We start from the raw sequence: 9,746 nt of genomic DNA on the forward strand, positions 1-9,746 counted from the left end.
TTGAGCGATAATATTTTCAACTTTTATACGTCTTTTAGCAATTATCTTATTATATATTTTTTGCCAGTAACTCAAGGGCTTTTTCTTTCGTGTTTTTATCGGTGTTTTGGCGTTCTTGCAAAGTTTCTTTAACCCCTGATATCCGGAATCAGCATAAATATTGGTATCTATCGGAAGACGATCTTTCTGTTTATGAATTTTAAAATTATGAACCTTGCCGTGGTAGGATTTCAGTCTTAAGCTTGCGCCTACGTTTCTTACCAGAATCTTTTTGTTTCTCGCTAGGCCTTTCAATTATTTGCTCCGTTACATCTATTAACTGCTCAGTATCTTATAGCTTAGAGCGCGATTTTTTTTCTATCGCAAGCAACTTCGCGACCAATCGTTCCAAATTTAATTATTTTGCATACCCTTGAAACATCGATCCCAAACATAAAATCTCACTTACGCAACAGGTCTATTTTCCTCAATTATTACATAAATTGTAGGGTGCTATACAGACCTAACCCAATTGAAAAATTTTGGGCTAATATAAAACGATGGATTAAAGATGGCATGACTGGGTTTACTTATTTGTATGACGCCTTACAGTACTTCTCTATCTCGCATAATGCAAGGCCGATTTACTATAGTTGATCTATGCGTCTAAATCTCATAATAGGCAACATTACACTCGGTTGAGTTACGTAGTGGGTCTAATTATTTTTTACTCCTCTTACTTTCCTTTTTGCAATTAATTTTATTAACAGTGTCACAAGTGACTTTGTCAAGAGAGGCGCCAGCGCCTCGTCTTGAGATTTTTATGGATCTTGTTTGTTAACTAATTATTCTGCCGTGTATTCGTCAGAAGCGAATCTATTTGGTAGCACAGATTGTATAAAAATCTGCATGCGACACATATCCGCCTGCGTGAGAATGGAGCGTATATCTTTTGCAGCTCGCTTAGTACAGTAGCGCAGTATATTAAACAGTATTTCACCTTCTTGCGCAAAATCACTATCATAATGAAAATATCGCTTCGCTTCTTCACGGAACTTTTTTAAGTACTCCTCGCCTCTCTCTTGCTCAGAGTAGTGCTGTATACCATAGTCATGGTCGGTAGTAAATGCAATATACCCACCTAAGCTTTCCTCTAGATATTTTGGATTGATTATACGAACGTTCTTTATTATTTTTGTTCGGTCTTCTTGCGCTAATAATCTTATTGCATAAGCGATTTTTTCTGGCACTAACTCCCCTGTTTTTTCACGTCCCGCAAAGAGTAATCCAGGGCGTGGTTTTATGTCATTTTGGTCAAGCAATACTCCTAATACATAGGCTGTGTAGTAGATGTACGTCAAGTCAGCTGGTATAGTTTTTGCAAGGGATGCATTAATAGACTTAGGATCTTGCCATCTGCTTATTATTTTCTTCTCCATAGCCATGGTATAGAGATCTGAATATGCATCCAAGAATTCTTTTTGCTCTGGAGATGCGTCCCCTACATCAAGCCAATCTAATGAAAGGTAATAGCCTGCTGCCAAACCAGCATAATGCTTTACTCTCTCTTTTATTTCATGATTTGGGATTTGATCAATCGCGTGCAACAATTCTGCTGGTGTCACTTGGCAATGTAGAAGATCGCGGAATATCTGGGCATTATTACGAGGAAAACAGCCTATATTCTTAAGAATTGATTTTTTGACGGGACCTTTGGAACTTGTGTCTAGTGAACTTATTACTTCTATTACGCTTTTTTACCTTCTGCAATACTCTGTAGGTGCTCTCTTGTTCGTGGTGATGGTGGATTCTGCAAAACAATAGCAGGGAATTGTGGGTTTTGTAATATTTGCATATATATCTAACCTAATTAATACTAAACTAATGAATAATTAAAACTAGCTTACGCAACATTAGACCTCTTTCCAAACTCACTCAATTAATAGCAAATGTGATGGGCGTAAGAAGCGCGGAACTCGCGGCGTACATAAAGTACACGAGGATTCGACCATAGGAGTGACGAAGCAGTTGCCACCATGAGTAGAGTTTCGAAAGAGGTCTATTTGCATTAACCAGTAGTATACTAAGTTAGAAAAAATTACAAGTCCCAAAAAATTTTTTACTTCAGATTACCTTGGTTCTTATCCAAACTAAGCAGAATCATCTGCGTATAACGCTTCAGTTTGTTAGAACAATCAGCCCACATCTCATTGCGCGAGAGTAGCTCACGCGCAGATCCGATTTCGCCGCTTTTGATTTGCCATAAAACATACAGCAATTGAGAATAGTGATATAACGGCTCATGCGCTCTCACCGCCCCAATATAGGCGTCTAATTTATATTTTCGATTTGCGTCTATTTCCTCCAGGTTCAAACAATAACTGTTGTACATAACCAACGCACAAGAGCGAGTAATAGGGCGCAGTTGCGTGTGAGCCAGTATATTGTCTAAAATCTGCTCCGCTTGCTGCATCTCATTTTGATTTAACTTTTGCGACAAACTTTTTAGCAATATTAACTCTGCCGCTTTATATTTTGGTAGTAGTTGATATAAATCATCTAAATTAATATTCAAAACCTCGTCTGGCTCCTTAGCCTTTAGCAAGATAGCAGACAGTTCTACGTTTTTATTACGAATATTGCTTTGGTATGTGTTATAGATAGTCATTGCTATAACCACCACCAAAAGTATCATAAGACTCGTGTATAAAAAAAACTTAAACACAGCAACAGTTTTATTTTGGTGGGTTTCGTTTTTTACTTCGTCTATTAAGTCTGTCATCTAAAGCATCTATAAAAGATCAAAAATTCAAATAAGAGTATTATATTTTTTTAAGGCATAAGGAGTATATACAACCTCTATTGGTTTTTTGCAAGGATGAAAGAGATATAACTTGCATAAAATTCATTCAGCTCATTATTTTCAGATCATTTTTTTGCTTCATACCAGCTGCTTTAAGTGTAGCATAGGTCTATTAAATCTTCATTTATCAAGACTATATATTTATCAATAAACAATAGATCTATGTTGCAAATTTTAGCAATATTGAGTACTATTTACTCGGTGAATATTCGATAGCTTAGGATATTAAGGATATTAGTATTTATTCATTTATTTTTAACGTACCAAGCAATGACCAACCACTTATCAAACAATAATTACTCTCGAGCCTTCTTAGAAATCGAGAAAAAATGGCAAAAAATCTGGAATGAACAAAAGGTTTTTCGCGCAACTCACGAGTCGAGCATGCCTAAATATTATGTGCTCGAAATGTTGCCATACCCCTCAGGCAAAATTCATGCAGGTCATCTGCGCAATTATTCTATAGGCGATGTGATTGCGAGGTTTATGCGTGCAAAAGGTTTTAATGTGTTGCATCCTATGGGATGGGATGCCTTTGGCTTGCCGGCAGAGAACGCAGCAATCAAAAACGGCCAGCATCCAGCGCAGTGGACTTATGATAATATTGTGGTAATGCGTCGGCAAATTATGGCGCTTGGCTTCTCTTATGACTGGTCTAAGGAGCTTGCTACATGCGATCCGGAATATTATGTGCATGAACAGAAATTCTTTTTAGAACTATATGAGCGCGGCATAGCCTATCAAAAAGAATCGCCCGTAAACTGGGATCCGGTGGATCAAACAGTTTTGGCAAACGAGCAGGTGGTTAATGGCAGGGGCTGGAGAAGCGGTGCCTTGGTAGAAAAAAAGTATTTAAAGCAATGGTTTTTAAAAATTACTAACTATGCTGATGAATTGTTGCGAGAGCTAGATAAGCTGCCGCGCTGGCCAGAGCACATTAAATTGATGCAACAAAAATGGATAGGGGCGTCTGATGGGCTTTTAATTTATTTCCCATTTCAAAACTCCCAGATAGAAGTGTTTTCTACAAAGCCAGAAACCCTCTTTGGCGCGGCATTTGTAGCGCTGGCGCATAATCATCCGGTATTACAGCAACTCACGCTTTCGCCTCAGGTACAGTCTTTTATAGAAGAATGCAGAGCTAATGAGTTAAGAGGTTTTGATGCAGATTTTGATCAACATGACAAGCAACAGTTTGAACAGAAGGGGGTGTATCTAGGATACGATGTTACTCACCCGCTGGATAAGGAGCGTAAACTACCACTATTAGTTGCCAACTTTGTTTTAATGGATTATGCCTCTGGCGCCGTGTTTGGCTGCCCTGCGCATGATGCGCGCGACGAAGGGTTAGCGAATTATCTCAAGATCCCATTTAAACCGGTGATAGATAACGAGACTATGATTAACTCTGAGTTTTTAGACGGAATGCGCTGTCAGCAGGCGCGCACGCATATAGCAGATGTGATGATTCAGCAAGGCAGCGCCAAAGCTAAAACATACTATAAACTTAGGGACTGGGGGGTATCTAGGCAAAGATACTGGGGCTGTCCTATACCCATAATTTATTGCAAAGATTGTAATGTTGTGCCTGCGCAACTGCCAGTTGTTCTACCTTCGGACGTAAAATTTGATGGCACTGGTAATCCTCTAGATCATCACCCTACCTGGAAGCATGTCGCTTGCCCTGAGTGTGGCAAGGATTCCGTGAGAGAGACTGACACATTAGACACCTTTTTTGAATCCTCTTGGTATTTTACGCGATATTGCGACCCAAACTCTATTAACGTGGTCAATAGGGAGGCAAATAAATATTGGTTAGGAGTGGATCAGTATATAGGCGGCGTAGAACATGCCATCCTACACCTACTATACGCTCGCTTCTTTACTAAGTTGATGCAAGAGGAGGGTTATTTAGATGTGCGTGAACCTTTTAGCGGTTTGCTCACCCAGGGCATGGTGTTGCACCCGATTTATCAGGATGCCGATGGAGAGTTTTTATTTCCAGAAGAAGTAGTGAAAAAGGGGGATAAATTTTATCATGCTACTACTGGCAAGGAAGTGTTTAGTGGTGGCATAGAGAAGATGAGTAAGTCAAAAAAGAATTTGGTGGATTTAGATTCTTTATTAGCTAACTATGGAGCTGACGTTTCTAGGCTTTTTATTCTATCTGATAATCCGCCAGAAAAAGAAATGCATTGGTGCAATGCTGGGCTTGATTCCTGCGCGAAGTTCATTCAAAAACTAACTCTCTTTGCTTCTAGTTTTAGCGAGACTGATTTGCAAAGTGCGCGCTCTCAAAGCATACCAAAGCATAAGATAGCGGTGGCTGCTCATAGATTAGTGAAGGAGATTGGCGAAGAAATTCAATCTCATAAACTCAATAGAGCTATAGCAAAATGTCGACAATTTTTTAATGCTTTGCTAGAAGCTCAACAGCAAGGAGTGGATAAGTCTATTTTGCTTTTTGGATATGAGCGCTTAACTAGAGTGCTTAATCCATTTATCCCACACATCACAGAAGAACTCTGGTGTAGCCTTGGGAATGATAGAATGCTCGCACTTTCCTCTTGGCCAGAATATAACCAAGAGTTGCTTTCGGAAGATGGATATAACATGGCTCTGCAGATAAATGGCAAATTGCGCGCTACTCATTATTTTATGAATGACGATGAAGAAGAATTGATTAAAGCCAAAGCGATGGAGCTACTTGCTAAACATTTGGTTGAAGGGCGAGTTCAGAGGGTTATTATAGTGCCAAAGAAGATTGTGAACGTTGTGCTGAGCTCTGAGTGAGGCGCTTTAATATCACATTGCTCGTATTTAAAATTTTTTATTTTTTATTAATCATCATGTATTATCTCATTTTTATTGATTCCGAAGGAGAAAAGAAGGTGGAAGCGCCAGTTGGTTTGTCTGTGCTTGAAATAGCACATAAACACGGTTTAGACTTAGAAGGTGCGTGCGAAGGCTCTCTAGCCTGCTCTACTTGCCATGTGATTATAGAAGCAGAGGATGCATTTAACTCTCTTCCTCCTGCCAGTGATATTGAGGAAGATATGCTAGATCTAGCATATGGTTTAACTAAAACCTCCCGCCTTGGTTGCCAAATTATTATGGTGCCAGAGTTAGATGGGTTAAGAATTAGACTGCCTAGCGCAACGCGTAATATCAGATTTTGATGTTATTTTATTTTGCAAAAAAAATTAGTAAGAGGGCGATATGCGTAGTGCGAGTGGTCAGTATTTTTTATTCCATGGTGATCTACCAGACGGCCTTGTGTTAGAGGGAGATTTGGCTATAGATACTGAAACCATGGGGCTTAATTTGTTGCGCGATAGATTGTGCATTTTGCAGTTAAGCAATGGTGATGGTAAGGCTTATTTAGTGCAGTTTGATAATGCGTATCATTGCCCTAATTTAATTAATCTGCTTTCGGATAGCGCAAGATGTAAGATTTTCCATTATGCGAGGTTTGACCTAGCCGCCATCTTCTACTATCTCAAGCTAGAGCTAACAAATGTTTTTTGCACTAAGGTTGCATCTAAACTCACCCGCACCTATACAGACTCGCACTCCTTAAGGGAATTATGCAGGGAGATATTAGGCGTTAATCTTTCTAAGCAACAACAAAGCTCTAACTGGTCTATGCCAGAGCTCTCTATGGAGCAGATAGATTATGCCGCTAAAGATGTGGTGTATCTACATAAAATTAAAGAAAGGCTAGACTCTGAGCTTCTTAGGCAAGATAGATATTATTTGGCTAGAGCTATATTTGATTTTTTGCCAACCTGTGCTAAATTAGACTTAATGGGATGGGATGAGTTGCAAATCTTACAGCACTAACGCGGATCACGTTTGCCAGATTCGTTGTTGCATCTTCTAGTTTTATATAGCCTCACCCCCCCACCCTTTTTACTTCCTTTTACTAAAGATATAATTGGTTGATCTATGGCTTATTCTTGTACGAGAAAAATAGAATTTGATGCTGCGCATAGGGTGGTTGATCATAAAAGTGGCTGTAGATTTGTTCATGGCCATCGATATGTTCTAGAAGTTACCCTGATATCAAAAGAATTAGATGCACTAGGTATGGTTTCTGATTTTCAGGATATTAAGAAGCTTGTTAAAGATTGGATAGATCAATATCTCGATCATAATCTTATTCTTTCAAAAGTAGATAAAGAACTTGGAGATTTTGTACAAACTTATACTGGGCAGCGTGTTTACTATTTAGAGAATAACCCTACAGCAGAAAATATCGTAGCTCATCTAATGCAGGTTTTGCCTGGCGTACTTGGCCTGCCAGATGCGCAAGCAGCATCGGTCGAGAGAAAGATCGAGTTAAAATTAAAGCTTTTTGAAACCCCTAATTGTTCTGTGGAAATTTAGATGGAAAAGAGAATTGGTTATTGCTTAATTATTACCACTACTAATGATATTAGGGTGGCTGAAAACATGGCCCGCAAGTTATTGTCTGAACATTTAGCTGCCTGCGTAGAAATACAAGCAATAGACAGCCATTTTCTTTGGCATAATCAAATTGAATATTTAAAAGAATATAAACTCACTATCAAGTCTAAGTCAGATAAGTATAAACTAGTGGAATATTTGCTTAGGGCTATGCATAACTATGATATACCAGAAGTGATAAAGCTAGATATTGAAGATGGCACAAAGGAGTATTTCGATTGGATAGAGCAAACTATGATTACTAGCGCTAACTAAACCTTGCTATTTTTGAGGTTTGTAATACAAAAATTATAAATAACTAAATAAATCTTCAAGGTGTTTATGGCATTATGGAAAAAAGTGATTTTAGCAATTGTGCTAGGCGTATTATTCGGAATGTATCTTCCGCAGTATGCAATATACATTAAACCAATAGGAGATATCTTTATTAGATTACTAAAAGTAGTAATTACCCCGCTTGTGTTTTTTAGCATACTCAGCGGTATGTGCAGTATGGAGAGTTCTACCGCCACCAGCAGGGTCAGTCTCAAGTCTATCGCTTTGTATGTATTTACCACCATTACGGCAATCGCGCTAGGAATAGCCGCGGCTCTGATTTTGCGTCCGGGTGATGGTATTGAGTGCAGTCTTTGTCCCACTACATCAACGCTCGTGCCACAGTTTAAGTTTTCTGATTTTTTAATAAATATTATTCCGTCCAGCCCTCTCTCCCCCTTTATAGAAAACAATGTTTTGCAGGCGGTGTTTTTAGCTCTTTTGTTTGGATACTCCATTAGTCAGCTCAATAATAACGAAATCAAAAAAAGCGTTAACTCTCTATTCCAGTTAATGATTAAAGTGATAATTTATGTAGTTGAGCTCACTCCGTATGCCACTTTCAGCTTTACAGCATGGTTGATAGCTGATCAAGGTTTTGATTTGTTTTTTAGTTTTTCTAGCCTCGCCTTAGCCGTTTTGTGCGCAATTATCGTGCAGTATCTCTTATTTGGCGTAATGATTCTAGTTTTTTGCAGAATGTCTCCTATGCCGTTTTATCGCAAAAGTTTAGAGTATCAATTAATTGCGTTTTCTACCTCTAGTAGCAAAGCTACCCTACCTACCACCATGAAGGTGTGCAGAGAAGATTTGGGCGTTTCTGCATCATCAACAGCTTTTGTGTTGCCGCTAGGAGCTTCGATGAACATGGTGGGGCTGGCTATTAAACTCTCGGTCTCCGCGCTCTTTTTCGCGCAGTTATATAACACGCCGCTTGGGATGCATGAGTATGCAGTTATTATTTTTACTTCTACTATTGGGTCTATTGGTGGGGCTGGCATACCTGGTGGCACACTGGTGATGCTGCCAATGATTCTTTCTGCTATTAACCTACCTATTGATGGAGTAGCACTTCTTGCCGGTATTGAGCGTATTATGGATATGGCTAGTACGGCCATTAATATTACTGGTGATGCAGTTGTAACGGTTGTAGTGGACCATAGTGAGGGTACACTAGACAAGAAAAAATACCTAAAAGGAAATTGAGTAATAAATTTTCTTTGATGCTCGCGCGGGTCATTTATAGTAATTTAGATTGAATTAGGTATTGTAAAGAAATAAGAAATAACCTCATATAATTGATTCAATTCAGTAATTTGATTTTTAATCCATCGTTTCACATATTAGCCCAAAATTTCTCTATTAGACCTCTTGCATAACCTAAAAATGAAAGAGGAATTTTTAGGAAAAATGATGTTGAGCGCCGCAGCATACTCTAGTGTATGAGGAGCACAAAGGAGTTTTGACAACAAAATTACCCCACGGAATAGGTTATGCAAGAGGTCTATTGGATTCAGATCTGGTGAATATGGAGGCAAAAAATGATCCTGTAATTTACTGATTCAATCAATTCTTTTGTCTTCTTAGATTTATAAAAAGAAGCATTGTTCATAATTACAACTTGGCCGGACTTTAATTCCTGAATTAAAACATTCTCCACTGGGACCGTTGTAAGATGAGATTTTAGAAAATTTTGTATTTTGTAGTTAAAATTTTTGTTTGAGTGATTTTATAAGGATTTTGCTATTAAAAACTGCATAGTTTTTTAGTCAAATCAGAAATTAATCTCATTTTTAGCTGTTTTAGTTTTGTTATAAGCCTAAATAGATGTATTTTTACCTGTTTTATGCAGCAAGGACGGTTAAACGCTTTAAATTAAAACAGATCGCATTCATAAATTCAGCAAATTGATTTTTTGCTATTCCTACATATCGCAGTCGTTTATTATTCTGAGCAAACACCCTTTCGAAAGGAGATCTAATGTAAGTATAATAGCGGTCGAGATCAAAATTCTTTTCCTTCATATTGTTTTTCTTAATAGCACATAGATGAACTCCCTTACGAGCCGCTGCTATCCTGGCGGGAGCAACGCAATAACCTTTGTCAGCATATGTAGCTC

At 38.4% G+C, this 9,746-nt stretch carries 9 protein-coding genes and 2 pseudogenes; 6 read left to right on the forward strand and 5 right to left on the reverse strand.

The genetic code is table 11. From position 1 onward, the window contains the following. The 3 genes from Sarmat_RS04815 to Sarmat_RS04825 all read right to left on the reverse strand — a co-directional run. A partial coding sequence (locus Sarmat_RS04815; RefSeq protein WP_279611758.1) for a transposase family protein occupies window positions 1-294 on the reverse strand: 294 nt, incomplete at its 3' end. Window positions 295-824: 530 nt separating this feature from the next. After that, window positions 825-1,604, reverse strand: a complete 780-nt coding sequence (locus Sarmat_RS04820; protein ID WP_202149678.1) for a hypothetical protein — start codon at window positions 1,602-1,604, stop codon at window positions 825-827. Between the two features lie 494 nt (window positions 1,605-2,098). Then, a complete protein-coding gene (locus Sarmat_RS04825; RefSeq protein WP_202149679.1) occupies window positions 2,099-2,761 on the reverse strand; it encodes a DUF2659 family protein in 663 nt (220 codons plus the stop codon). A gap of 351 nt (window positions 2,762-3,112) precedes the next feature. On the opposite strand from Sarmat_RS04825, the gene leuS reads away from it, so the two are divergent. From leuS to Sarmat_RS04855, 6 genes are all read left to right on the forward strand, one after another. After that, on the forward strand, window positions 3,113-5,635 hold the full coding sequence (leuS, locus tag Sarmat_RS04830; protein ID WP_202149680.1) for a leucine--tRNA ligase: 2,523 nt from the start codon (window positions 3,113-3,115) through the stop codon (window positions 5,633-5,635). 56 nt (window positions 5,636-5,691) lie between these two features. Then, window positions 5,692-6,021 carry a ferredoxin family 2Fe-2S iron-sulfur cluster binding protein gene (locus Sarmat_RS04835; protein ID WP_202149687.1) on the forward strand — a complete coding sequence of 110 codons (330 nt, stop codon included), beginning with the start codon at window positions 5,692-5,694 and terminating at the stop codon, window positions 6,019-6,021. A 40-nt stretch (window positions 6,022-6,061) separates the two neighbouring features. Further along, window positions 6,062-6,685 (forward strand): ribonuclease D, encoded by a 624-nt coding sequence (locus Sarmat_RS04840; protein ID WP_202149681.1) that lies wholly within the window; start codon window positions 6,062-6,064, stop codon window positions 6,683-6,685. Window positions 6,686-6,790: 105 nt separating this feature from the next. Then, window positions 6,791-7,231 carry a 6-pyruvoyl trahydropterin synthase family protein gene (locus tag Sarmat_RS04845; protein WP_202149682.1) on the forward strand — a complete coding sequence of 147 codons (441 nt, stop codon included), beginning with the start codon at window positions 6,791-6,793 and terminating at the stop codon, window positions 7,229-7,231. Beyond that, entirely contained in the window at window positions 7,232-7,567 is a 336-nt protein-coding gene (cutA, locus tag Sarmat_RS04850; protein ID WP_202149683.1) for a divalent-cation tolerance protein CutA, read from the forward strand. Window positions 7,568-7,633: 66 nt separating this feature from the next. Next, window positions 7,634-8,833, forward strand: a complete 1,200-nt coding sequence (locus Sarmat_RS04855; protein WP_202149684.1) for a dicarboxylate/amino acid:cation symporter — start codon at window positions 7,634-7,636, stop codon at window positions 8,831-8,833. 296 nt (window positions 8,834-9,129) lie between these two features. Here the strand turns inward: Sarmat_RS04855 and Sarmat_RS07410 are convergent. Together Sarmat_RS07410 and Sarmat_RS04865 are read right to left on the reverse strand one after the other, a co-directional pair. Beyond that, window positions 9,130-9,275: pseudogene (locus Sarmat_RS07410) on the reverse strand (transposase); the annotation flags it as partial. 196 nt (window positions 9,276-9,471) lie between these two features. Further along, window positions 9,472-9,746: pseudogene (locus Sarmat_RS04865) on the reverse strand (hypothetical protein); the annotation flags it as partial.

This window comes from Candidatus Sarmatiella mevalonica (assembly GCF_016751895.1).
In the GTDB taxonomy this organism is placed as follows: domain Bacteria; phylum Pseudomonadota; class Alphaproteobacteria; order Rickettsiales; family Rickettsiaceae; genus Sarmatiella; species Sarmatiella mevalonica.

What these genes read in the sequence shown, in the direction of transcription:
- Sarmat_RS04825 (WP_202149679.1), bottom strand. Translation starts at nt 2,761, where the DNA reads ATGACAGACTTAATAGACGAAGTAAAAAACGAAACCCACCAAAATAAA.
- leuS (WP_202149680.1), top strand. Translation starts at nt 3,113, where the DNA reads ATGACCAACCACTTATCAAACAATAATTACTCTCGAGCCTTCTTAGAA.
- Sarmat_RS04835 (WP_202149687.1), top strand. Translation starts at nt 5,692, where the DNA reads ATGTATTATCTCATTTTTATTGATTCCGAAGGAGAAAAGAAGGTGGAA.
- Sarmat_RS04840 (WP_202149681.1), top strand. Translation starts at nt 6,062, where the DNA reads ATGCGTAGTGCGAGTGGTCAGTATTTTTTATTCCATGGTGATCTACCA.
- Sarmat_RS04845 (WP_202149682.1), top strand. Translation starts at nt 6,791, where the DNA reads ATGGCTTATTCTTGTACGAGAAAAATAGAATTTGATGCTGCGCATAGG.
- cutA (WP_202149683.1), top strand. Translation starts at nt 7,232, where the DNA reads ATGGAAAAGAGAATTGGTTATTGCTTAATTATTACCACTACTAATGAT.
- Sarmat_RS04855 (WP_202149684.1), top strand. Translation starts at nt 7,634, where the DNA reads ATGGCATTATGGAAAAAAGTGATTTTAGCAATTGTGCTAGGCGTATTA.